This window comes from Stenotrophomonas sp. YJH_SMC_57 (assembly GCF_059369755.1).
In genome coordinates, this window is sequence record NZ_JCAFSZ010000017.1 from 50586 (window position 1) to 73016 (window position 22431).

Below are 22431 nucleotides of genomic sequence, written 5' to 3' on the forward strand. Positions count from 1 at the left end.
TTTTCTCTTTGGGTGGGTGCCGACCTTGGTCGGCACGACCTTTGGTTTGGGATGCCTGTGCCGCGCGGTTGCCGAGCATGGCTCGGCACTACAAGGGCAGCGCTTTGGTGGGTGCCGACCTTGGTCGGCACGCCGTTCCTCAGACCGACTCGAAGCGGTTCGCCGCCACGTTCTTGCGCACGTGCTGCGGATCAAAGATCCGCCCGTTCATCGCGATGTACACGCCGGTCGGCAGCGACTGCACCGCACCGATCGCGCAGCCGATGTTGAACTCCGCATCCGAGCCGCGGAAACGGGCCGGGCTCAGCGCGCCGGTCATCACGATGGTCTTGTCCGGGATCGTCGCCAGCACCTTGCCGGTCTGCACCATCGAATCGGTACCGTGGGTCACCAGCACGTGGCGGGTTGGCTGCGCGGCGATGGTGGCGCGGATCAGCTCGCGGTCCTCATCGTTGATGTGCAGCGAGTCCTTGCGCAGGATCGGAATCACGTTGAAACGGAAGGTCACGCCCAGCTCGCGCAGGATCATGCCGATCTGCGGATCGCCGATCTGGTAGTCCGACTTGTCGTCGAAGTAGATCTTGTCGATCGTGCCGCCGGTGGTGACGACCAGGAGCTCTTCCATCATGTGCATGCGCGAAACCAGGACAGGTACAGCGGCGCGGGGCCAGGAACACAGATGATACGGCCCGGCGGCCGCAGCGTCAGCGTCGCTTGCCGAAGCGGGCGCGCAGCCCTGGCAGGCTGGCGCTGAAGATCACCAGCAGGGCCAGGCCGATCTCGATCAGCGCCAGCCAGCGTGTTTCCGGGTGGCTCCATGCACTCATCACGCCGTGGCTGAACCAGCCCAGGGCCAGTACCGAGGCCCAGAAGCCGGCTTTGCGCCAGCCCAGCCGCAGCGCAAAGGCCAGCGCCAGCGGCGGCGCGGTGAACACCAGCTGGGTGGCCAGCCAGTGCTTGTCATTGATGAACCAGCCTGCGAACAGTGCAGCCAGCCCCATCAGGGCCAACAGCAGGACCGTGCGCGGCGGCCGGTTCATCGGGCCAACCGCTGCGCGATGTCGGCCACCCGGCGGCCCAGCGCGCGGGCCAGCACGGCCTCGTCGTCGGTCGGTTGCGGGTCGTCGGAGGCACCGGCTACGTGGCTTGCACCGTACGGCGTGCCGCCACTGGTGGTATGGCTCAGCGCCGGCTCCGTGAACGGGATGCCGACGATCACACAGCCGTGGTGCAGCAGGGGGACCTGCATCGACAGCAGGGTCGACTCCTGGCCGCCATGCATCGAAGCGGTGGAGGTGAACACGCCGGCCGGCTTGCCCGACAGCGTGCCATTGACCCATTCGGCGCCCAGGCCATCGAGGAAGTGCTTCACCGGCGCGGCCATGTTGCCGAATCGGGTCGGGCTGCCGAGCAGCAGGCCCTGGCATTCGACCAGGTCCTGCACGCTCACGTAGGGGGCGCCATCGTCGGGCACCGGCGGCTGCGCGGTCTGGGTTACCGCGGCCACCGGCGGCACCGTGCGCAGGCGCGCGCCCATCCCCGGCACCTCGCCGATGCCCCGCGCGATCTGGCGCGCCAGCCGTGCCACCGAACCGCCCCGGCTGTAGTACAGCACCAGAATCTCGCCCATCGTGCCCGCTTCTCCTCGTCGTCTGGCCACCAGTATGGCTATCCTGCGAGCATTCCGCATCGGGTACCCTTTCGCCGATGGAACCTTTGGATACGCTCAACCTGTGGATGGAGCGCGCGCGGGATCGCGCACGGGCCATCAGTTTCGGCCGCTTCCTGTGGCATCGCTTCCTCGACGACCGCCTGTTCCAGGCAGCGGCGGCGCTGGCGTACACCACGGTGTTCGCGCTGGTGCCGCTGGCGATCGTGGTGTTCGGCGTGCTCTCGGCCTTCCCAGTCTTCGACCGCTGGAGCGACCAGCTCAGCGATTACGTCTTCTCCAACTTCGTACCCAATGCCGCGCGTGCGGCCGAGGGCTACCTGCGGCAGTTCTCGGCCAGTGCCGGCCAGCTGACCGCGGCCGGCTTCATCGCCCTGGTGGTGTCGCTGCTGATCACCCTCAACAGTGTTGAAGAGACCTTCAACCAGATCTGGCGGGTCGGCTCGACCCGGCCCAAGCTGACCCGCTTCCTGGTCTACTGGACCGTACTGACCCTGGGCGCGATGCTGGCGGCCGCCTCGCTGGCGGTATCGGCGCGGGTGTTCGCGATGCCGCTGTTCGGTACACAGGAGGGCCGCTGGCTGGCCGAACTGGCACTGCGGCTGGCACCGATCCTGATCGAGTTCGTGTGCATCACGCTGATGTTCCGGGTGGTGCCGCACCACACCGTGAAATGGCGGCACGCGGTGCCCGGCGCGATCCTGGCCGCGGTGATCCTGGAACTGGTGAAGTGGGGCATCGGCGCCTACCTGGGCAGCTTCCAGTCCTACCAGAAGCTGTATGGCACGGTCGCCTTCGTGCCGATCCTGCTGCTTTGGATCTACCTGTGCTGGGTGGCCGTGCTGCTGGGCGCGTCCCTGTCCTCGTCGATGGCCGCCTTCCGCTACCAGCCGGTTGAATTGCGGCTGCCGCAGGGCTATGAGTTCTACGGCCTGCTGCGCCTGCTCGGCCGCTTCCATCATGCACGCTTGAAGGGCAGGGGCCTGGCCGATGATGAAATCCTGCGGCTGGAGCCGATGCTGACGGACTCCCTGTTGCATGACCTGGCCTGCAACCTGCAGGAGATCGGCCTGCTGCGCCGCGACGAGCAAGGCGAGTGGCTGCTGTCGCGCGACCTGGACCAGGTCAGCCTGGCCGACCTGTACGAATGCACCCAGCTGCGCATCCCGGTGGCCGAACAGCACCTGCCGTACCGCGATGACAGCCTGGGCCGGGCCGCCCTGGCGGCATTGGACGACCTGCGACTGCCCCTGCGCGAACGCCTCAAGCGCAAGGTCAGCGATATCTATACCGATTCCGGAGACACGCCATGACCCGCAAGACCCCGTTGCTGCTGCTCCCGCTGGCCCTGGCGCTGGCCCTTGCCGCCTGCAAGCCGGCGCAGGAACCGACCCCGTCCAGCAGCCAGCCGCCGGCACAGGCACCGACGCCGAGTGCACCGGCTCCCGTGGAGGAGACCCCGGCCGAGCGCGCCACCGCCGAGTTTCCCACCCTGAAGATGAAGGCGGTGGATGGCAGCGACTACGACCTGGCCGCGCATCGTGGCAAGTGGGTGGTGGTGAATTTCTGGGCGACCTGGTGCGCGCCGTGCCGCAAGGAGATGCCGGAGCTGTCGGCGCTGCATGCGATGCGCAGCAACATCGAAGTGGTCGGCCTGGCCTATGAGGACATCGAGGCGCCTGAGATGCAGGCGTTCCTGACCAAGCATCCGGTGACCTACCCGATCGTGATCGTGGACCCGTTCGATCCGCCGGCCGATTTCGCCACCCCGCGTGGGCTGCCGCTGACGCATCTGCTGGATCCGCAGGGCAAGCTGGCGCACAGCTTCCTTGGCCCGGTGACCGCCGCCGACATCGAAAAGCAGATCGCCGCTGCCAGGTAGCGGGTTGGTCGGCAGGGCCCGCGGCCCTGCACCCGCTACGAACCAGAGCAACAGCAACAGCAGAAGCAGAAGCTGGTTTCCTGAGGAATGGCGGGGTGGGTCCGGTTGCGGGGGACGCTGCAAGTACGTCCATGTAAGCTCGGTCGCCGCATCCATGCGGCTCACGCCCCCGCAACCGGACCCACCCCGCCTTCGACAGATCTCGGCGATCTGCCCGCTCTTCTGTAGAGCCGAGCCATGCTCGGCTCAGATCTCACAGATATCGAAATATTCGATATTGATTGGGATTCATCCACACACAGAGTGGATCCATCAGATCGCAGAAATCTGTCAGAGGTGGGGCGGTGTCGGAGTGCGGGGTGTCCGCGGCATGGATGCCGCGGCCAAGCCCCCATGGATGGGTTCACGGCGTCCCCGCACTCCGGCACCGCCCCACCATCCCACAGGAAGCCCGCTTCTGCTGTTGCTGTTGCTCTGGTTCGTAGCGGGTGCAGGGCGCAGCCCTGCCGAACAAACCCTATTCCTCGACCGGGAAATCCTCAATCGGCTTCAGCACATCGTAGTGCTCGCGATGCAGCTTGCCCTTCAGCTTCGGCAGCTCCGGCAACGGCGCATCCACCCGCGTGTCCGGCAACCGGTCCAGCAGGTTGCGCACCAGGGTCAGCCGGCCCAGCCGCTGGTCGTTGAAATCCACCAGCGTCCACGGCGCGCCTTCGCGATGGGTGGCCCGCAGCATCGCCTCGCGCGCTTCGGTGTAAGCGCTGTACTTGCTGCGTGACTTCAGGTCGACCGGCGACAGCTTCCAGCCCTTCAGTGGATCGATGTGGCGCTCGGCAAAGCGCTTTTCCTGCTGCTCCTGGTCCACGCACAGCCAGTACTTGAACAACAGGATGCCGTCGTCCACCAGCAGCTGTTCGAACACCGGCGCCTGGCGCAGGAACTGCTGGTACTCGGTCTCGCTGCAGTACCCCATCACCCGCTCGACGCCGGCGCGGTTGTACCAGCTGCGGTCCATCAGCACGATCTCGCCGGCGGCGGGAAGGTGCGATGCATAACGTTGGAAGTACCACTGCGTGGCTTCACGGTCGGTGGGCTTGGGCAAGGCCACCACCCGGCACTGGCGAGGGTTGAGATGCTGGCTGATGGCCTGGATCGCGCCACCCTTGCCGGCCGTATCCCTGCCTTCGAACAGCACCAGCAGGCGCTGGCCGCTGTGCTGCACCCAGCGCGCCATCGCGGTCAGTTCCAGCTGCAGCGGCAGCAGCAGTTCGTCGTACTCCTTGCGCTTGAGCTTTGCCATCGTCACACCACGCGGGAAGGAAGCCCGAGCGTAGCGCAGCGGGCGCTCAGGTTCTGTCGACGCCGCGCCAGCCGTGCTCACCGGCGAACTGCTGCAGCAGCGCTGACAGGTCGCGGGCGAAGCCGGCCATGTCGAACAGGCCGCTGTGGTCGCGTGCCTGCGCCAGCTCGGCACGCAGCGCGGCCAGTGCCGCCGGGTCGTTGCCCAACGCACTGGCGGTGGCGATGAACGCTGCATCATCGGCGACGTTCATCTGCGCCAGGCCGAGATGGTGGTTGAGGCTGCCCGCTACGCGCGCGGCGAAGGTGTCGCCGGGGCAGGTCAACACCGGGCAGCCGGCCCACAGCGCGTCGGACGCAGTGGTGTGCGCGTTGTACGGATGCGTGTCGAGGAACAGATCGGCCAGCTGATAGCGGGCCAGGTACTGCGGATGCGGCAGCTTGGCCATGAACACCAGGCGTGCCGGGTCCAGGCCCGCGTTCTGCGCAGCCGCCCGCAGCCGTGCATCGGCCTGGCCCGGGCCGGACAGCAGCCACAGCACGCTGCCAGGCACCGCCTGCAGTACGGCGAAGGCGCGGCCCATGCTGCGCGGGTTGAGCTTGTAGCTGTTGTTGAAGCAGCAGAACACCACGCCGCGTTCGGGCAGGCCGCACTCGGCACGCGTCGGTATGGGTTCCAGCACACGGGTGTTGTCCGAAGGCTGGAAGGCGCGCGGCAGGCGCAGCACGCGTTCGCTGTAGTGCGGTTCCAGTGGTGGCGGAAGGGTGAAGTCATCACCGATCACTGCATCCATCCACGGCGCTCCGGACGTGCCCGGGTAGGCCAACCAGTTCAGCTGCAGCGGGGCAGGGCGCATGGCCAGTACTTCCGGCGTGCCGCCGCCACCCCAGCCGCGCAGGTCGAACAACAGGTCGATGCCTTGCCCGCGGATGCGGGTGGCCGTGTCGGCATGACGCAGGCCAGCCACGTCGTGCAGCTGCGTCGCCGCCTGCAGTCGTTGGCGGATGCGGCTGCCATCGTCGCGGTTCAGCGCGAACAGATGCAGCTGCAGCGCAGGGTCGTCGCGCAGCTGCTCGAGCAGGGCTACGGTCAGCAGCCCGGTGGGATGGGCACCGAATCCGTTGGAGAGGAAACCGACCCGCAGCGGGCCCTGGGTACGCACCGTTACCGGTGGCAACGGTCGCACCGAAGCGGCTACGGCAGATGCACGGGCGCGGGCGCAGGCCAGCTGCTCGGCAGCGGAGGCGTCTTCGCTGAGGAAGGCGAATGGTTCGACCACACCTTGTCCGGAGGCAAGTGCACTGCGCACCTGCGCGGCCAGCGCGTCCACGTCCTGCCAATCGCACAGGCGACGCTGCCAGGCCAGGCGTTGTGCGGCGATGTACGGCTCGGACGGCATCAGTGCGTGCGCGCGTCGATACGCCGCCGCCGCGCCCTCGGCATCATCGGCATCTTCCAGCGCGTGGCCCAGCCACAGCGCGATGCCCGGGTGCTGCGGTGCCAGAGCGGCCGCCTGGCCAAGCAGCGTCGCGGCGTCGGCATGCGCGCCGGCCATCCATGCCACGCGGCCCAGGCGCGCCAGCGCTTCGGGATGGTTCGGGCGCAGCTGCAGCGCGCGTCGTGCGGCCTGTTCGCCGGCGGCGATGTCGCCGGCTTCCAGTTCCAGGTCGGCCAGCATCACCCAGGCGACGAAATCGTTGGGCTGGCGCGCGATCGCCTGCTGCAGGTGCTGCCGCTGCTGCCAGGCGGACATGCGACTCAGCCCGCCGACAGCTGGGCCAGGGCGTCGACCTGGTGCTCGTGGCTGAGCCGCTGCAGCAGCGGGTCGAGGTCGCCGGCCAGGATGTTGGGCAGGTCGTACAGGGTCAGGCCTTCCACGCGGTGGTCGGTGATCCGCCCCTGCGGGAAGTTGTAGGTACGGATGCGCTGGCTGCGGTCGCCACTGCCGACCTGCAGGCGCCGTGATTCAGCCTGTGCTGCGTCCTGGCGCTGGCGTTCGGCGTCGAGCAGCTGCGCCTTCAGGCGCTTCATCGCCTTGTCGCGGTTGGCGTGCTGGCTGCGTTCGGTCTGGCACTCCACCACCACGCCGGTCGGCACGTGGGTGATGCGGATGGCCGATTCGGTCTTGTTGACGTGCTGGCCACCGGCACCGGAGGAGCGGAAGGTGTCCACCTTCAGGTCGGCCGGATTGATGATGATGTCATCGACTTCGTCGGCCTCGGGAATGATCGCCACGGTGGCGGCCGAGGTGTGGATGCGGCCCTGCGATTCGGTGGCCGGCACGCGCTGCACGCGGTGCGTGCCCGATTCGAATTTCAGGCGCGAGAACGCACCACGGCCGACCACGCGCGCCACCACTTCCTTGTAGCCGCCGTGTTCGCCCGGGTTGTCCGATTCAATCTCGACCTTCCAGCCCTGGCGCTCGGCGTAGCGGGCGTACATGCGGAACAGGTCGCCGGCAAAGATCGCCGCTTCGTCGCCGCCGGTGCCAGCGCGCACTTCCAGGAACAGGTTGCCTTCGTCACGTGGGTCGCGCGGCACCAGCAGCAGCGCCAGCTCCTGTTCCAGTTGCTGCAGGCGCGTCTGCGCGGCGGCGATCTCCTCGTCGGCCAGCTCGCGCAGGTCGGGATCGGCGCGCATGCCTTCGGCGGCGGCCAGGTCGGCCTTGGCGCGGGCCTCATCGGCAAGTGCAGCAGCGACCGGTTCAAGTTGGGCGAATTCGCGCGAAAGGTCGCGGAAACGGGTGTTGTCGGCGACCACATCGGGTTCGGCGAGCAGGCGTTCCAGTTCTTCGCGGCGCTCGGCCAGCGCTTCCAGCTTACGGCGCAGGGTCGGCGTCATCGGGTCTCACGGGTGGGTGGCGGTAACCCGGCGTGGCCGGGAACAGGCGCTCGGCGGCGCGGGTCAGGTCGGCATCGCCGCTCAGCGCGGCGGCGCGCAGGGCAGCGGTCGGTGGATGCAGCAAGCGGTTGGTCAGGCCGTGGGCCAGCAGTTCCAGTACTTCGTCGGCCGGCTTGCCGTTGGCCAGCTGCTGGCGGGCGCGCTCCAGCAGCTCGGTGCGGGTAGCCTCGCCGAATGCGCGCAGCTGCCGCAGCGGTGCCTGGTGGGCGCTGGCCTGCTGCGTTTCGATGAAGCGCGACACCTGCAGGTCGATGATGGCTTCGGCCTCTGCGGCCGCCTCGCGGCGGCCACGGCGGTTGTCTTCCACCGCGCGTTCGAGGTCGTCGACGGTATAGAGGAAGGCATCATTGAGCGTGCCGACCTCGGCCTCGATGTCGCGCGGCACGGCCAGGTCGAACAGCAGCATCGGCTTGTGCCGGCGCGCGCGCAGGGCCTTGGCCACCATCTCGCGATGGATCACCGGTTCGCGTGCGGCGGTGGCCGAGAACACCACATCGGCCTCGCCCAGATGACGGTCCAGTTCGGTCAGCGGCAGGGCCACGCCGCCATGGCGAGTGGCCAGTTCCTGCGCGTGGGCGAGGGTGCGGTTGGCGATCAGCAGCCGCCGTACCTTGCCTTCACTCAGGTGCCGCGCGGCCAGTTCGATGGTCTCGCCGGCACCGACCAGCAGCACCGTGGAATCGTCCAGGCGTGCAAACGCGTTCTGCGCCAGGCGCACCGCAGCCGACGCCACCGACACCGGGTTGGCGCCGACCTGGGTATCGGTGCGGGCGCGCTTGGCCACCGAGAAGGTCTGCTGGAACAGGCGGTCCAGGCGCTGGCCGAGCAGGCCGTGGTCACGCGCGGTCGACCAGGCATCCTTCACCTGGCCCAGGATCTGTGGTTCGCCCAGCACCATCGAATCCAGCCCGGTGGCAACCCGGAACAGGTGGCGCACGGCCTCGGCATCGGCGTGCTGGTACAGATAGCCCTGCAGGTCGCCGGCCTGGGCGTGCAGCCACTGGTCCAGCGCCTGCGCCGAATCGGCCACGGCGTACAGTTCGGTGCGGTTGCAGGTGGACAGCAGTACCGCCTCGGCGATCTGCGGGGTATCGCGCAGCGAACCGAGCGCGCGCGGCAACGCGTCACCGGCGAAGGCCGCGCGCTCGCGCAGCTCTACCGGTGCGGTCTGGTGATTCAGTCCGAGCACCCACAGGGTCATTGTTCAGTTGCTTGCGATAAGCTGCTGGCCATTGGACGACATTTTAAGGCCCCGATGCCGACGATGCCCGCATTGATTCGCATCCCCAGTGTTCTGCTGCTGTCCCTGGCCTGCGGCCAGGCCCTGGCAGCGGTGCCGGCCAAGGCGCCCGTACGGGCCGCGGCCACTGAGGAACTGGCGCTGGAACCGGTGATGGCCGGTGAGTTCGCGCTGCAGGCCGGCAAGCTGGCCGAGGCCGCACGCGGGTACCTGCAGGCGGCCCAGCAGACCGACGGCGATGCCGGCCTGGCCGAGCGCGCGACCCGCATTTCCATGCTCGCCAACGACGATGCCAGCGCCGCCAAGGGCCTGGCCCTGTGGCAGCAGCGCGCGCCGCGCTCGTTGACCATGCGCAGCGCCGCCGGTGCGCTGGCCATGCGCCAGGGCGATGTGAAGGCCGCCCGCGCCGAGCTGCAGGCCTTGCTGGCCGACCCTGATGAACGTGGCTGGAAGTTCGCGCTGGCCGCGCTGATCGGCGGAGGCCGCGATCCGGCGGTGCCGGCGCAGGTGCTGGGTGAGCTGGTCGATGCCAACGCCATTCCGCCGAAGATCGAGGCCTGGCAGGAGTTCGGCCGCCTGGCCCTGCGCATGGACAAGCCCGAGCTGGCGCGGCGCATGATCGACGAAGTGGTCAAGCGCTTCCCCGAGGAGCCGCGCGTGGCGCTGCTGCGTGCCAGCCAGCTGCAGCAGGCCGGCGAGACCGACAAGGCGTTGTCGCTGCTGCACGACGTCGAGCCGAAGACCCGCCAGGACCCGGAACTGCGCAACGCGGTCGCCATCGCCTATGACAGCCTCGGCCAGCCGTCCGCGGCCGAGCGGGTGCTGGCGTTCGGCCCGCAGGACGTGCAGACCTGGGGCATGCGCGCCTCGCTGCTGGCCAAGCAGGGCGACAAGGCGGCGCTGTCTAACCTGTACAACGAACTGTCACGGCAGGCGGCCAAGCCGGACCCGGCGCAGCGCCTGCTGCTGGGCAAGATCGCCGAGTACCTGAAGCGCTATCCCGAGGCGGTGCAGTGGTACCACAGCGTGCCCGGTGGCGATGAGCTGAGCGAGGCGCGCCTGCGTGCGGCCAATGCGCAGGCGTTGGCCGGGCGCCTGCCGCTGGCGCTGGATGAAGTGCACGCGATCCAGTCCGACGCCGTGGTCGACGACGATGTGCGCCGCGATGCCTACCTGCTGGAGGCCGAGCTGCGCCAGCGAGCCGATGACAGCGCCGGTGAACTGGACGCGCTGGCCCGCGGCCTGGCCGCCTACCCGGATGACAACGGGCTGCTGTACGCCCGCGCGCTCACCTGGGAGCGTCGTGACGACATTCCGCGAGCCGAGGCTGACCTGCGCAAGATCCTGGTGACCGACCCGGAGAACGTGCCGGCACTGAACGCGCTGGGCTACACCCTGGCCGACCGTACCGGCCGTCTGCAGGAGGCGCTGGAGCTGATCGACCGCGCCCGCGTGGCCGAGCCGGACAACGCGGCCATCGTCGACAGCTACGGCTGGGTGCTGTACCGCCTGGGCCGCAAGGAAGAGGCCCTGGTGCAGCTGCGCCGTGCCTGGACCCTGGCCAAGGACCCGGAGATCGCCGCCCATGTCGGCGAAGTGCTGTGGGTGCTGGGCAAGCATGACGAGGCCCGCCACTTCTTCGAGGAAGCGGCCAAGCTCGATCCCGAGAACCGCGCGCTGCTGCGCGCCCGCGAGAAATTCAATCCATGAGTGTTTCCCTTATCCGGCCGCTGCTGTTGGCGGCCGTGAGCCTGGCGGTCAGCGCGTGCACGACGGTGGGCGCGCAGAAGACGCCGGCCCCGGCCGTGGTCGAGACGGTGTCAGCCGAAGCGGCGCAGGCCGAGGCCGCGCGCGTGGCGGCGCTGCAGGCACAGCCGGACTGGGCCTTCCAGGGCCGGGTCGCGGTCAGCAAGGGCAAGGACGGTGGCAGTGGCCGCATCGACTGGAAGCAGGACGGGCGCCGCTATGTGGTCGAGCTGAGCGCACCGGTGACCCGGCAGAGCTGGAAGCTGACCGGCGATACCCATTCCGAGGCTGGCCGCCTGGAAGGACTGGCCGGGGGGCCGCGTGATGGCGAGGACGCCCAGCAGCTGCTGCTGGAAGCAACCGGCTGGGACATCCCGGTCAACCAGTTGCCGGACTGGATCCGTGGCCTGGTGGCCGGCGATGCCGCCGGTCCGGAGAAGGTCGAGCGTGACGCTGAAGGCCGCCCGCGCCGCATGCAGCAGATGGGCTGGCAGGTGCAGTACCTGGACTGGTACCCGGCCGAGACCGCGCGGCCGGCGCTGCCGCGCCGGATCGAGGCCAGCAATGGCGACGCCAAGGTGCGCCTGCTGGTGGACCAGTGGGGGCAGGGCGCACCATGAATGGCGAAGCCGACGACGCGGGCTGGTCCTGGTGGCCGGCCCCGGCCAAGCTGAACCTGTTCCTGCACATCACCGGCCGCCGGACCGATGGCTACCACGAGCTGCAGACCGTGTTCCGCCTGCTGGACTGGGGTGATCGCATCGGCCTGCGCCTGCGTGAAGACGGCCAGGTGCGCCGGCAGGGCGACGGCCTGGCGGGCGTGGCCGAGGCCGATGACCTGGCGGTGCGTGCCGCCAGGTTGCTCCAGGATGTGGCGAATGTCGCTCAAGGTGCGGACATAATCGTTGAAAAACATGTTTCCGCCGGTGGCGGTTTCGGCGGTGGCTCGTCGGATGCGGCCACGGTGCTGGTCGTGTTGAACCGGCTCTGGCAGGTCGGCCTGGACGAAGACGCGCTGGCTGCGCTCGGCCTGCGCCTGGGGGCCGACGTGCCGGTATTCGTGCGTGGCCGCAACGCCTGGGCCGAGGGGGTAGGCGAGCGGCTGCAGCCGATCACGCTGGCGCCGGCCTGGTATGTGGTGGTCGAGCCGGGCGTTCATGTTCCCACGCCGGCCCTTTTTGCAGACCCGGATTTGACGCGCGACAGCCCAGTGGCGAAAATAGAGGACTTCGCTTCCGGGACCCTGGTCGGGAACGCGTTCGAACCGGTGCTGCGCCGCCGTGAGCCTGCCGTCGAGGCCGCGCTCGCAGCGTTGAGCGGCATCGGCTCCGCGCGGCTGACCGGTTCGGGAAGTGGTTGTTTCGTCGAGTTCGCATCGCAGGCTGCCGCAGAGCAGGGACGGTCGAAGTTGCCGAAGGAGTTGCGGGCAAGGGTGGCAGCGGGCGTTGCGCGTTCGCCACTGCTGGATGCACTCGAGCAACACTGATTTATCAATGCAGGGGCGTCGCCAAGAGGCCCAAGGCACCAGGTTTTGATCCTGGCATTCGTAGGTTCGAATCCTACCGCCCCTGCCAATAGCGGCTGTGTCCGCGCCTTCCAGCGCATCGCCTGCGCGGGACGTGGAAACAACCGCGGTGTTGTCAGCAGCAAGGGTCCATGAGGGTCCTTGCCGACTCCGGATCCCCGCCACTCGTCCCCGCCCGAGACAATCATGATGCAAGAGTCCCCGAACCTGCTGGTCTTTTCCGGCAACGCCAACAAACGTCTGGCGCAGAACATCTGCAAGGAACTGGGGGTTCGCCCGGGCAAGGCGCTGGTCTCGCACTTCTCCGATGGTGAAGTGCAGGTGGAGATCGAAGAGAACGTCCGCAAGCAGGACGTGTTCGTGATCCAGCCGACCTGTGCGCCGAGCGCGGAAAACCTGATGGAACTGCTGGTGCTGATCGACGCGCTCAAGCGCGCATCGGTGGCCAGCGTGACCGCCGTGGTGCCGTACTTCGGCTACTCGCGCCAGGATCGCCGCATGCGTTCCTCGCGCGTGCCGATCACCGCCAAGCTGGCGGCCAAGATGTTCAGCACCGCTGGCGCTGATCGCGTGCTGACCGTCGACCTGCACGCCGACCAGATCCAGGGCTTCTTCGATATTCCGGTGGACAACGTGTATGCGTCCCCGCTGCTGCTGGCCGACATCTGGCGCGCCTACGGCACCGAGAACCTGATCGTCGTCTCGCCGGACGTAGGTGGCGTGGTCCGTGCCCGTGCGGTGGCCAAGCGCCTGGATGACGCCGACCTGGCGATCATCGACAAGCGCCGTCCGCGCGCCAACGTCTCCACCGTGATGAACATCATCGGTGACGTCGAAGGCAAGACCTGCGTGATGGTCGATGACATCGTCGATACCGCCGGCACCCTGTGCGCCGCTGCCGCTGCCCTCAAGGCGCGCGGTGCGCTCAAGGTCGCCGCCTACTGCACCCACGCGGTGCTGTCCGGCCCGGCGGTGGACAACATCACCAATTCCCAGCTCGACGAGCTGGTGGTGACCGACACCATCCCGCTGAAGGACGCCGCGCGGGTGTGCAGCAAGATCCGCCAGCTGAGCGTGGCGGAAATGCTGGCCGAAACGATGCGCCGCATCGCCTTCGGCGAGTCGGTCAGCTCGCTGTACGTCGATTGAGTTTTCGCCCCCGCCGGCAACGGTGGGGGCATGCCCCGGATGCTTCTGGTCGCGGAAGCATCTTCAACCGCCACGCCGCAAGGCGCGGCAACAACCTGAGTAGTCGAAAATGTCGAAGACCCATGAAATCAAGGTCACCAAGCGTGAACTGCAGCGTAAGGGTGCGAGCCGCCGCCTGCGTCACGCCGGTGTGATCCCGGCCATCGTGTACGGCGGCAACGCCGAGCCGGTCGCCATCAGCCTGGACCACAACGAAATCTGGCTGGCCCAGCAGAACGAGTGGTTCTATGCCTCGATCCTGGACCTGAACCTGGACGGCCAGGTGCAGAAGGTCCTGCTGCGTGACATGCAGCGCCACCCGTACAAGCAGCTGATCATGCACCTGGACTTCCAGCGCGTGAACGAGAACGAAGCCCTGACCGCTTCGGTCCCGCTGCACTTCATCAACGAAGACACCTCGCCGGCCGGCAAGGCTGCCGACGTCGTGGTCACCCACGAACTGAAGGAAGTGACCATCAGCTGCCTGCCGAAGGACCTGCCGGAGTCGATCGAAGTCGACCTGGCCGACCTGGCTGCTGGCGACGTGGTGTACCTGTCCAACATCAAGCTGCCGAAGGGCGTGGAAATCCCGGCCCTGGCGCTGGGCAAGGACCACGACGACGCGATCGTCACCGCCAAGCACGGCAAGGAAGACGCTGCCGACGCTGAAGCTCCGGCTGCCGAGTAATGCAGTGACGGTGCCTGCCTCCGGGCAGGCACCGTTCTGGAAGGAACCATGGCAGGACTGCGACTGATCGTCGGTCTGGGCAACCCCGGATCGGAACACGCCCGGACCCGGCACAATGCCGGGTTTCATTTCGTTGAGGCCCTGGCTGAAAAGGCCGGTGCGCGATGGAATGTGGACAGCAAGCTGTTCGGTGAGACCGCCAAGGTCGAGATCGCCGGGCAGACGGTGTGGCTGCTCAAGCCCGCCACCTTCATGAACCTCAGTGGCAAGTCGGTCACCGCCGCACAGCGGTTCTGGAAGATCGAGCCGGAGGAAACCCTGCTGGCCCATGACGAACTGGACCTGGCGCCCGGCGTGGCGCGGCTGAAGTTCGACGGCGGCCACGGTGGCCAGAACGGCCTGCGTGACACCATCCGCCTGCTCGGCCACGGCAAGTTCCATCGCCTGCGCGTGGGCATCGGCCACCCCGGCCACAAGGACCGCGTGGTGGGTTGGGTGCTGGGCCGCCCTTCCAAGGACGATGAAGTACTGATTTCGCGCGCCATCGACGATGCGATCGACGTGCTGCCGCTGGCGGTGCAGGGTGATTTCAGCGAAGCGATGAAGCGGCTGCACACCCCGAAATAACCCGCTTTGGGTAGGTGCCAACCTTGGTTGGCGCGCGTATCACCCGGGTAGTCGCCAACCTTGGTTGGCGGATGTTCCAGACCGAGATGGATTGGCCAAGCAGCGCGCGCGCTGTTTCACCAATCACTTTCACCCCAGAGAGCTGTCACCCATGGGTATCAAATGCGGCATCGTCGGCCTGCCCAACGTCGGCAAGTCGACCCTGTTCAACGCGCTGACCAAGGCGGGCATCGCCGCGGCGAACTTCCCGTTCTGCACCATCGAGCCGAACGTCGGCATCGTGCCGGTGCCGGACCCGCGCCTGAACGAGCTGGCGGGCATCATCAACCCGCAGAAGGTCATCCCCACCGCGGTCGAGTTCGTCGACATCGCCGGCCTGGTGGCCGGTGCCGCCAGTGGTGAAGGCCTGGGCAACAAGTTCCTGGCCCATATCCGCGAAGTCGATGCGATCACCCACGTGGTGCGCTGCTTCGAGAACGCCGACGTCATCCACGTCAACAACAAGGTCGACCCGATCTCGGACATCGAAACCATCGATACCGAGCTGGCCCTGGCCGACCTGGACAGCGTCGAGAAGGCGCTGAACCGTGCCGAGCGCGCCGCCAAGGGTGGCGACAAGGAAGCGGCGGCACGCAAGCCGGTGCTGGCCAAGCTGCAGGCCGCGCTGTCCGACGGCAAGTCCGGCCGTTCGGTTGGCCTGGACGAGGAAGAGAAGGCGCTGGTTCGTGACCTGTTCCTGCTGACCCTGAAGCCGGTGATGTACATCGCCAACGTGCTGGAAGATGGTTTCGAGAACAACCCGCACCTGGACGCCGTGCGCGCCCACGCTGCCGCCGAAGGCGCGCAGGTGGTGCCGGTGTCGGCCGCGATCGAAGAAGAGCTGTCCCAGCTCGACGACGAAGACCGCGATACCTTCCTGGCCGACCTCGGCCTGAGCGAGCCGGGCCTGAACCGCGTGATCAACGCGGCCTACAGCCTGCTCGGCCTGCAGACCTACTTCACTGCCGGCGTGAAGGAAGTGCGCGCGTGGACCGTGCGCAAGGGCGCCACCGCCCCGCAGGCCGCCGCGGTCATCCATACCGACTTCGAGAAGGGCTTCATCCGCGCTGAAACCATCGCGTATGACGACTTCATCAAGTACAAGGGCGAAGCCGGCGCCAAGGAAGCCGGTCGCCTGCGCCTGGAAGGCAAGGAATACCGCGTGCAGGAAGGCGACGTGCTGCACTTCCGCTTCAACGTCTGATCCAGCGGCATCGGATCGAGTCCGGACGCCCCGCCTTGTGCGGGGCGTTCGCGTTTCCGGAGATGGTTGATGGTGTGGACAAAAAATGGCCATGCTTTGAAAGGCCTGCGCCGCAACACTCGCGCGCACTTGTCCACACCCAACCCCCATCGCTTTCCACGTGCGGTGTGGAAAACCCCGCGCGTCTCCGTAGAACCGAGCCCATGCTCGCCCCTACGGGTATCGAGCGCGGGGCGTGGACAATAATTCACCACGTCTCGGAATGCCTGTGGTGCAAGGCTCGCACCCACTTGTCCACATCAAGTTCCTACCGCTTTCCACGTCCAGTGTGGAAAACAATCGAAGAGGTGGACAAAAAAACGCCATGCGTGGAAACGCCTGCGGTGCAATGCTCCCGAGCACTTGTCCACACCAAGTTCCCATCGCTTTCCACGCGCGGTGTGCATAAGAAACAAGGCCCGCCAATGGCGGGCCTTGTCGTCCACGTCCTGCAATGCCGCGTGCCTTACAGCGCGCTGCCGCCGAACTTGTGGGTGTACTGCAGATTGATCGTGCGGCCGACGCTGTCGAACCAGGAGACGTCGTAGTACGGGTACGCGGTGTACGTGGCGTCCTTCGGCGGCATCTTGTTGAACACGTTGACCACCGACAGCGACAGGCGCGAATGGTCGTCGAAGCGGTACTGCAGCGACGCGTTGTAGCGGTAGGTCGCCTTCACGTACGGGCTGTCACCGCTGTCCCACTTGAACACCTGGTCGTAGTTGTCCGAGGTCGGCAGCTTGCCCAGGCGCGATCCGTAGACCGTGGCCGACCAGGCGTCCTTCTCCCAGGTCACGCTCAGGCTGGTCTTGGTGCGCGGGATGTCGAAGCCGCTGTTGACCGCGAACTGGTCCAGGGTCGGGTCGCCCGGGTAGCGCTGGAAATCGTGCTTCTTCACCCAGGTGTGGGTGCCGTTGAGGATGAAGTCGCCGATCCCGGTCTGCAGGCGGTAGCGCAGGCCCACGTCGATGCCGGAGGTGGACTCGCGGGCAACGTTGATCGGGGCCACGCGCACGCCGTACAGGCGGCCATCGCTGGTACGGGTGATGCGGTCGAGCGCATCCACGCAGGTCGGCGAATTGATGTCGGCGCTGCCCAGGCGGCAGTTTGCTTCATTGGCCAGGATCGTGCGCACGTCCATGTCCTGCACCTGCTTGCGCATGTCGATGTCGAACCAGTCCACCGACAGGTCCAGGCCGATCGCCGGCGACCAGACGAAGCCGGCACTCCACGAGGTGCTGGTTTCCGGATCCAGCTGGCGGTTGCCGGTGCGGCTGCGGATCAGGTTGCGCTCGTAGTCTGAACAGTCGCTGGCGCCTTCGAGGCGACAGCTGTACAGGTCTTCGGCGCTGGTCTCGTCGTTGCCCGGGCCGGCGAATACGTAGTGCAGGTCCGGTGCACGGAACGCGGTGCCATACGAACCACGCACCAGCAGGGTGTCGATCGGGCGCCATTCCAGGCCGCCGCTCCAGGTGGCCTTGCCGATGGTGTGGCCCGAATAGCGGTACTGGTCGTAGCGACCGGCCACGCTCAGGTTGACCGTCTCGTGCAGCGGCATGCGCAGCTCGGCCGCAGTCGCCCAGCGGTTGCGCGAACCCTGGCCGTCCGAGTCCTTCCAGCTGTAGTAGTAGTACTGGGTGGCCAGCGGATCGGGATTCAGCGCGTAGGCCTGCTGGCCCACTTCCACGGTCGCGGCAAAGCCGGCATCGCCGCCCGGCAGGCCGAACAGTGCCGAGTTGGTCACGGTGAACGCGGCCGTCTCGGTGCGCGACTTCGGCGAATACGTGGTGCGTGCGGCGATCGAATCGTACTCGGCGCGGGTCAGCGGCCGGTACAGGCGCGACGGGTCGGCGTTGTAGATCGGGAAGCCGTCATCGTCCACCCCCAGCTGCGGGCCGAGGAACAGGTCATTTGCCTTGGAAGCGATGATCTGCGCCCAGCTGATCCGCGACTGGTACTGGGAGTGGCTCAGCGCCGCCTCGTAGTCCCAGTTGCCGGCCAGGTTGCCCTTGAAGCCGGTGGTCACGCTGAAGGTCTTCTGCGTGCTGCGCACCATCGCATTGCGCAGGCCGCCCATTTCCTCGGGCGAGAACTGGCGCTGCCAGAATTCGATTTCGCCGGTGGCCTGGTTGTTGAAGTAGCCCGACTCGTCACCGTTGGCATCCATCCGGCCCCACTTGGTGACGTCGCGCATCAGCGACATCGTGTGGTAACCCAGCTGCACGTCGGCGAACCACTGCTGGCCATTGTCGAAGTCGTAGCTCAGCGAGGCGTAGCCGTTGGCGCCGCGGCGCTTGCTGAGGATGGTGCCGTAGCCGATCGACGCGTCGCTGCCACAGTAGTAGCCGTACTTCGGGCGGAAGGCGCGGTAGGTGCTGCCCTGGTTCTGCCCGGCCAACGCCTCGCAGGTCGCGGCGCCCGGGTCCAGGTAGTCGTCGTTGTAGTCGGTGCGCAGGTAGGCGCGGCGCGCAATGCGCGAGCCTTCGGTGGGGCCGTCCTGGGTTGAATCCTGGATGTCGCGCTCATAGGCCCACAGCGGGGTCTGCGATTGCAGCTCAACGCTGTACACGGCGTTGAAGTTGCCGCGGCTGAAGCCGCTGGCCAGGCTCATGTCGAACGACTCGCCACCGCCCTCGCTGGTGGTGCCCATGCGCATGTCGATCGTGGTGCCGTCGGCCTTCTTCTTCAGGATGAAGTTGACCACGCCGGCGATCGCGTCGGAGCCGTAGATGGCCGAGGCGCTGCCGGTCAGCACTTCGATGCGCTCGATCATGCCCAGCGGAATGTTGGAGACGTCGGTGAAGTTGCTGCGGCCCTTGAACGGCATCGGGAAGTCGGCGATGCGACGACCATTGACCAGCACCAGCGTGTGGTTCGGGCCCAGGCCGCGCAGGTCCACCTGCTGGGCGCCCGGCGAGAAGTCGGCGCCGCTGGACGATTGCTGGCTCTGGGTCTCACCGCCGTTCTGGGTCATCGACCGCAGCACGTCCGGCACGGTGGTGAAGCCGCTGGAACGGATCTGCTCGGCGCTGATCACCGTGATCGGGGCGGGACCTTCCACCTGGGCGCGCGGAATGCGCGAACCGGTGACCTGCACCGCATCCAGTTGTTGAACCGAAGAGGAAGCCGGTGCCTGGGCCGCCGCGGAAGCAGCCACGCCCATCAACGCCAGCTGGATCGACCACGCCATCGCCTTTCTACGCATGAGGAATTCTCGAAAATGAAGCCGGCCCGCAGAGGAGGGGCCCTGTCCCCCATTCAGATTTCCGGAATGGGCGCGCGCATTTAACGCCTTTTTTATATCCTTGACTACTGGCTTCCTATCTGGCAAAGAGTGAAAACGCTTGCAAGTCGATTTTGTTCAGGGAGATCAAGATGCGACGCCTCCTCCGCGCCCTGCGAGGGCCTTCCCTCTGGCTGGCCTGCCTGGTTCTGGCGTGGCCGCTCGCCACCCCGGCGCAGGATCTGCAGAGCCCCGGCTTTGCCTACTACGAAGTGGGGGACCTGGAGGCGCCGAGGCCCGGACCGCGCGCGCCGGCGATGATGCTGATGGGCGGCGGCGAATGGGTGCCGGAGGCATTCCAGTGGTGGCTCAGGCAGGCCGGCAACGGCCGCGTGCTGATTCTTCGTGCCTCCGGCCGCGACGAACTGCAGGACCGCCTGTACCGGGAGATCGGCGGCACCACCGCGGTGCAGACCCTGGTCTTCGACAGCCGCCGCGGCGCCGACGATCCGGCCGTGCTGCGGGTGGTTGCAGCAGCCGATGCCATCTTCATCGCCGGCGGTGACCAGTCGCGCTACATCCGCTTCTGGAAGGGCACCGCGCTCAACCGCGCGCTCAACGCCCACGTACGCGCCGGCAAGCCGATCGCCGGTACCAGCGCGGGTCTGGCCATCCTCGGTGGTTATGCCTATGGCGCGATGGACGGAGGCAGCATCAGCTCCGCCGGTGCGCTGGCCGATCCGATGGGCAGCGCGGTCACCATGGACAGCGGCTTCCTGCAGATGCCCTACCTGCAGCGGGTGGTCACCGATACCCACTTCGACAAGCGCGACCGCCTTGGCCGCCTCATCGTGTTCGTGGCCCGTGCCGCGCAGGACAGTGGCGACCCCGACATCGTCGGTATCGGCGTCGATGAGGACACGGCGCTGTGCGTGGAGCCGGATGGCCAGGCCCAAGTCTACAGCGCCGACGGCGAGGGCAAGGTGTGGGTGGTCAGCCCCGGGCGTGATGCCGACCGCCTGGTCGAAGGCGAGCCACTGCGGTTCCATGCCGTGCCGGTGACGGTGGTCGGCAGTGGCAGCCGCATGCGTCTGGACGATTTCCAGGCCGACGCCGATTACCAGGCCGTGGCCGACGTCAGCGACGGCGAGATTGAGTTCACGCTTCGGTAGCGCCGGCCGCTGGCCGGCAACTCACCTTTCCTGATGCGCCGCTTGCCGGCCAGCGGCCGGCACTACCATGCAATCCATTCCCGTCCTGCTGGAGACGTACCCGATGAAACTGCGTTTGGCGCTGTCCGCGCTGCTGTCCCTGCCCTTGCTTGCCCAGGCTGCACCGGTCACGTCGCCGCTGCTGGTCATCCATGGTGGCGCCGGTGTCGAGCGCAAGGATCTGTCGCCGGCCGAAGAGAAGGCCGCGCGCGAAGCGCTGCGCGCCGCGCTGCTGAAGGGGCACGCCGAACTGGCGGCCGGGCGCCCGGCCCTGGCCGCGGTCACCGCGGCGATCACCGTGTTGGAGGATGATCCCACCTTCAATGCCGGCAAGGGCGCGGTGTTCACCCATGACGGCCACAACGAGCTGGACGCAGCGGTGATGGATGGCGCGAGCCAGGCTGCCGGTGCAGTGGCCGGTGTGCAGCGGGTGCGCAACCCGATCCAGCTGGCGCAGGCCGTGATGCAGAAGTCCAGGCACGTGATGATGGTCGGGCAGGGTGCCGAAGCCTTCGCGGTGGAGCAGGGCATTCCGCTGGTGGATCCGTCGTACTTCCGCACCGACAAGCGCTGGCAGCAGCTGCAGCGCGCCTTGAAGGAAGAGGCCAGCGGCCAGGCACATGCCGACCTGGAGACCGCAAAGCACTTTGGAACGGTAGGCGCGGTCGCGCTCGACGCGCAGGGGCATCTGGCCGCCGGCACCTCCACGGGCGGCATGACCAACAAGCGCTACGGACGCGTGGGCGACTCGCCGATCATCGGGGCCGGCACCTGGGCCGATGCCCGTTGCGCGGTGTCGGGCACCGGCTGGGGCGAGTACTACATCCGCACCGCCGCCGCGCACGAGATCTGCGCACGCATGCGCTACCAGGGGCAGACACCGGAGCAGGCCGGCAAGGGTGTGATCAACGAGACGATTCCGCAGATGGGCGGCGATGGTGGCGCAATCGTGCTGGCCGCCGATGGAAAAATGGCCACGCCGTTCAACACCCAGGGCATGTATCGGGGCTGGATCGGCGCCGACGGCGTACCCCATGTCGCAATTTTCGCCAGCGAGACCCTGCCGGTCCCTGGGCAATAACCTTGCGTATCAAGGGGTTTGCGACAACGTGTGAAAAAGATGGAAAAAAGCGTTGACAGGCCCCCGTCCCATCAGCAGAATAAGCGGCTCACCACCACACACCGCAACGCTTCGGCGGCAACGGAATGGGGTGGTAAGGAGGGATACCCAAGCGGCCAACGGGGGCAGACTGTAAATCTGCTGGCTTACGCCTTCGGTGGTTCGAATCCACCTCCCTCCACCAGTTTCACGTTGTGACATTCCCGGCGCGGGAGTAGTTCAATGGTAGAACCTCAGCCTTCCAAGCTGATGGTGCGGGTTCGATTCCCGTCTCCCGCTCCATTGAATGAACTTTGAATATTATCGAGTTCATGTCATAATGCAAAACTCGGCTCACGTAGCTCAGTCGGTAGAGCACTTCCTTGGTAAGGAAGAGGTCGAAGGTTCGATTCCTTTCGTGAGCACCATCTTAAGCATCACCTCTCAGACGAATTCGAGATAAGCAGCCATGGCCAAGGGTAAGTTCGAGCGCACCAAGCCGCACGTCAACGTCGGCACCATCGGTCACGTCGACCACGGCAAGACCACGCTGACCGCCGCACTGACCAAGATCGGTGCCGAGCGCTTCGGTGGCGAGTTCAAGGACTACTCCTCGATCGACGCTGCGCCGGAAGAAAAGGCTCGTGGTATCACGATCTCGACCGCGCACGTCGAATACGAATCCCCGGTCCGTCACTACGCCCACGTTGATTGCCCGGGCCACGCTGACTACGTCAAGAACATGATCACCGGTGCCGCCCAGATGGACGGCGCGATCCTGGTGTGCTCGGCCGCTGACGGCCCGATGCCGCAGACCCGCGAGCACATCCTGCTGTCGCGTCAGGTCGGC

At 67.0% G+C, this 22431-nt stretch carries 20 protein-coding genes and 4 tRNA genes; 16 read left to right on the forward strand and 8 right to left on the reverse strand.

The window, feature by feature from the left end; genetic code table 11:
• Window positions 1–139: 139 nt before the first annotated feature.
• From AC5P7U_RS19425 to wrbA, 3 genes are all read right to left on the reverse strand, one after another.
• On the reverse strand, window positions 140–625 hold the full coding sequence (locus tag AC5P7U_RS19425; RefSeq protein ID WP_040009892.1) for an asparaginase domain-containing protein: 486 nt from the start codon (window positions 623–625) through the stop codon (window positions 140–142).
• Between the two features lie 79 nt (window positions 626–704).
• Entirely contained in the window at window positions 705–1040 is a 336-nt protein-coding gene (locus AC5P7U_RS19430; RefSeq protein WP_049457528.1) for a DUF2069 domain-containing protein, read from the reverse strand.
• A complete protein-coding gene (gene wrbA, locus AC5P7U_RS19435) occupies window positions 1037–1630 on the reverse strand; it encodes an NAD(P)H:quinone oxidoreductase (protein ID WP_197564569.1) in 594 nt (197 codons plus the stop codon). Before wrbA ends, AC5P7U_RS19430 begins: the two co-directional genes overlap by 4 nt.
• Window positions 1631–1707: 77 nt before the next feature.
• Here wrbA and AC5P7U_RS19440 point away from each other — a divergent pair, with 77 nt between their 5' ends.
• The gene (locus AC5P7U_RS19440; RefSeq protein WP_004154462.1) at window positions 1708–2982 is read left to right on the forward strand and encodes a YihY family inner membrane protein; all 1275 of its coding nucleotides are present in this window, start codon (window positions 1708–1710) and stop codon (window positions 2980–2982) included.
• On the forward strand, window positions 2979–3551 hold the full coding sequence (locus AC5P7U_RS19445) for a TlpA family protein disulfide reductase (protein WP_414554913.1): 573 nt from the start codon (window positions 2979–2981) through the stop codon (window positions 3549–3551). The genes AC5P7U_RS19440 and AC5P7U_RS19445 overlap by 4 nt, the downstream gene beginning before the upstream one ends.
• 517 nt (window positions 3552–4068) lie before the next feature.
• Here AC5P7U_RS19445 and ppk2 read toward each other — a convergent pair.
• Genes ppk2 through hemA form a run of 4 tightly spaced genes read right to left on the reverse strand, consistent with a single transcriptional unit; the run spans window position 4069 to window position 8953 of the window.
• Window positions 4069–4851 (reverse strand): polyphosphate kinase 2, encoded by a 783-nt coding sequence (gene ppk2 / locus AC5P7U_RS19450; protein ID WP_049455893.1) that lies wholly within the window; start codon window positions 4849–4851, stop codon window positions 4069–4071.
• A gap of 46 nt (window positions 4852–4897) precedes the next feature.
• Window positions 4898–6604, reverse strand: a complete 1707-nt coding sequence (locus AC5P7U_RS19455) for an O-linked N-acetylglucosamine transferase, SPINDLY family protein (RefSeq protein WP_481458742.1) — start codon at window positions 6602–6604, stop codon at window positions 4898–4900.
• A gap of 5 nt (window positions 6605–6609) precedes the next feature.
• Window positions 6610–7692 carry a peptide chain release factor 1 gene (gene prfA / locus AC5P7U_RS19460; protein WP_308309131.1) on the reverse strand — a complete coding sequence of 361 codons (1083 nt, stop codon included), beginning with the start codon at window positions 7690–7692 and terminating at the stop codon, window positions 6610–6612.
• Window positions 7670–8953 carry a glutamyl-tRNA reductase gene (gene hemA / locus AC5P7U_RS19465; protein WP_414555219.1) on the reverse strand — a complete coding sequence of 428 codons (1284 nt, stop codon included), beginning with the start codon at window positions 8951–8953 and terminating at the stop codon, window positions 7670–7672. Before hemA ends, prfA begins: the two co-directional genes overlap by 23 nt.
• A 63-nt stretch (window positions 8954–9016) precedes the next feature.
• Here hemA and AC5P7U_RS19470 point away from each other — a divergent pair, with 63 nt between their 5' ends.
• From AC5P7U_RS19470 to ychF, 8 genes are all read left to right on the forward strand, one after another.
• Window positions 9017–10702 carry a tetratricopeptide repeat protein gene (locus tag AC5P7U_RS19470; protein ID WP_197564726.1) on the forward strand — a complete coding sequence of 562 codons (1686 nt, stop codon included), beginning with the start codon at window positions 9017–9019 and terminating at the stop codon, window positions 10700–10702.
• On the forward strand, window positions 10699–11358 hold the full coding sequence (gene lolB / locus AC5P7U_RS19475; protein ID WP_414555218.1) for a lipoprotein insertase outer membrane protein LolB: 660 nt from the start codon (window positions 10699–10701) through the stop codon (window positions 11356–11358). The genes AC5P7U_RS19470 and lolB overlap by 4 nt, the downstream gene beginning before the upstream one ends.
• Window positions 11355–12224 (forward strand): 4-(cytidine 5'-diphospho)-2-C-methyl-D-erythritol kinase, encoded by an 870-nt coding sequence (ispE, locus tag AC5P7U_RS19480; protein WP_197564724.1) that lies wholly within the window; start codon window positions 11355–11357, stop codon window positions 12222–12224. The genes lolB and ispE overlap by 4 nt, the downstream gene beginning before the upstream one ends.
• Before the next feature lie 11 nt (window positions 12225–12235).
• Window positions 12236–12312, forward strand: a tRNA-Gln gene (locus AC5P7U_RS19485).
• Between the two features lie 140 nt (window positions 12313–12452).
• Window positions 12453–13412 (forward strand): ribose-phosphate diphosphokinase, encoded by a 960-nt coding sequence (locus AC5P7U_RS19490; protein ID WP_005415400.1) that lies wholly within the window; start codon window positions 12453–12455, stop codon window positions 13410–13412.
• Window positions 13413–13521: 109 nt separating this feature from the next.
• Window positions 13522–14139 (forward strand): 50S ribosomal protein L25/general stress protein Ctc, encoded by a 618-nt coding sequence (locus tag AC5P7U_RS19495; RefSeq protein ID WP_008268775.1) that lies wholly within the window; start codon window positions 13522–13524, stop codon window positions 14137–14139.
• A gap of 48 nt (window positions 14140–14187) precedes the next feature.
• A complete protein-coding gene (pth, locus tag AC5P7U_RS19500) occupies window positions 14188–14766 on the forward strand; it encodes an aminoacyl-tRNA hydrolase (protein ID WP_004144977.1) in 579 nt (192 codons plus the stop codon).
• A 151-nt stretch (window positions 14767–14917) separates the two neighbouring features.
• Entirely contained in the window at window positions 14918–16009 is a 1092-nt protein-coding gene (gene ychF / locus AC5P7U_RS19505) for a redox-regulated ATPase YchF (protein WP_004154474.1), read from the forward strand.
• Between the two features lie 505 nt (window positions 16010–16514).
• Here the strand turns inward: ychF and AC5P7U_RS19510 are convergent.
• Window positions 16515–19253 carry a TonB-dependent receptor plug domain-containing protein gene (locus tag AC5P7U_RS19510; RefSeq protein WP_312560125.1) on the reverse strand — a complete coding sequence of 913 codons (2739 nt, stop codon included), beginning with the start codon at window positions 19251–19253 and terminating at the stop codon, window positions 16515–16517.
• A 170-nt stretch (window positions 19254–19423) separates the two neighbouring features.
• On the opposite strand from AC5P7U_RS19510, the gene AC5P7U_RS19515 reads away from it, so the two are divergent.
• From AC5P7U_RS19515 to AC5P7U_RS19540, 6 genes are all read left to right on the forward strand, one after another.
• Complete coding sequence (locus tag AC5P7U_RS19515) at window positions 19424–20443, forward strand: cyanophycinase (RefSeq protein ID WP_004154480.1); 1020 nt, start codon at window positions 19424–19426, stop codon at window positions 20441–20443.
• A 103-nt stretch (window positions 20444–20546) separates the two neighbouring features.
• Window positions 20547–21563, forward strand: coding sequence for an isoaspartyl peptidase/L-asparaginase family protein (locus AC5P7U_RS19520; protein WP_004154481.1), 1017 nt, complete (start codon window positions 20547–20549; stop codon window positions 21561–21563).
• Window positions 21564–21700: 137 nt separating this feature from the next.
• Window positions 21701–21786 (forward strand) — tRNA-Tyr (locus AC5P7U_RS19525).
• A gap of 24 nt (window positions 21787–21810) precedes the next feature.
• Window positions 21811–21884 (forward strand) — tRNA-Gly (locus AC5P7U_RS19530).
• A 49-nt stretch (window positions 21885–21933) separates the two neighbouring features.
• Window positions 21934–22009, forward strand: a tRNA-Thr gene (locus AC5P7U_RS19535).
• A 41-nt stretch (window positions 22010–22050) separates the two neighbouring features.
• Window positions 22051–22431: GTP-binding protein (locus AC5P7U_RS19540; protein WP_465161854.1), on the forward strand; the 381-nt coding region annotated here is incomplete at its 3' end.